Annotated in this window: 1 protein-coding gene; it reads right to left on the bottom strand. The window is 69.2% G+C overall.

Annotation, left to right across the window (positions count from 1 at the left end):
- Positions 1-127: 127 nt before the first annotated feature.
- The coding region (locus tag DD1DGNOD_RS03020; protein WP_131769394.1) for an aldo/keto reductase at positions 128-1,010 on the bottom strand (883 nt) is incomplete at its 5' end.

Raw genomic sequence — 1,010 nt, 5'->3', positions numbered from 1 at the left:
TCCGCCATGTCTTGCTTTCCCATAACGCAACAGACCCCATGGGTCTGCGAGGTGCCGCATGCGCGGGAGCACCTGTCAGTGCGTGCGGCACCCCGGAGTGGTGCAGGCGGTGGGCCTCAGCGGTTGGTCAGCGGCCCGTGTTGCTGCGGCGGCGCAACGCGGGGTCGGTCAGGGACGGCGGCTGGTAGCCGTCGTCCTCGGGGTTGATCGTTGTTCCCGGCGGCACGATCTCGTCGATACGGTCCAGCACGTCCGGTGAGAGCGTCACCTTGACGGCGTCGAGCTGTGACTCGAGCTGTTCGAGGGTCCGCGGGCCGATGATCGCCGAGGTGATGGCGGGGTGCTCGAGGACGAAGGCGAGGGCCAGGTGGACGAGGGACAGCCCCGCCTCCTGAGCGAGCAGGGCCAGCTGCTCGACCGCCTCGAGCTTGGCGATGTTCACCGGTCGGGCCAGGTCGAAGTGGCCTGGGACGCGGGTGCTGCGGCTCGACACCGGCAGTTCGGCGCCCTTGCGGTAGCGCCCGGACAGCCACCCGCCGGCCAGCGGGCTCCACGGGATCACCGCCAGGTTGTAGCGCTGCGCGACGGGCAGGACCTCCCGTTCGATACCCCGGGCCAGGATCGAGTAGGGCGGCTGCTCGGACACGACGCGTTCGCGCCCGCGGCGCTCGGCGATCCACTGCCCTTCGACGATGTCCGACGGCTCGAAGGTCGACGTCCCGATATAGCGGATCTTGCCTTGGTGGACGAGGTCGCTGAGAGCGCCGAGGGTTTCGTCGAAGTCGGTGCCCGGTTCGGGGCGGTGGACCTGGTAGAGGTCGATCCAGTCGGTCTGCAGCCGGCGCAGGCTGTTCTCGACCTCGTGGGCGATCCACCGCCGGGAGTTGCCGCGGTGGTTGGGATTGTCGCTCATGGCCGCGTGGAACTTCGTCGCGAGCACCACCTCGTCCCGGAGACCGCCGGCGAGGGCCTTGCCGACGATCTCCTCGGATTCACCGTGCGAGTAGACG

It is taken from the genome of Candidatus Protofrankia californiensis, assembly GCF_900634765.1.
Lineage (GTDB): Bacteria > Actinomycetota > Actinomycetes > Frankiales > Frankiaceae > Protofrankia > Protofrankia californiensis.
Note: the sequence above shows the minus strand (reverse complement) of the source record. Positions and strands in the feature narration are given on the sequence as shown.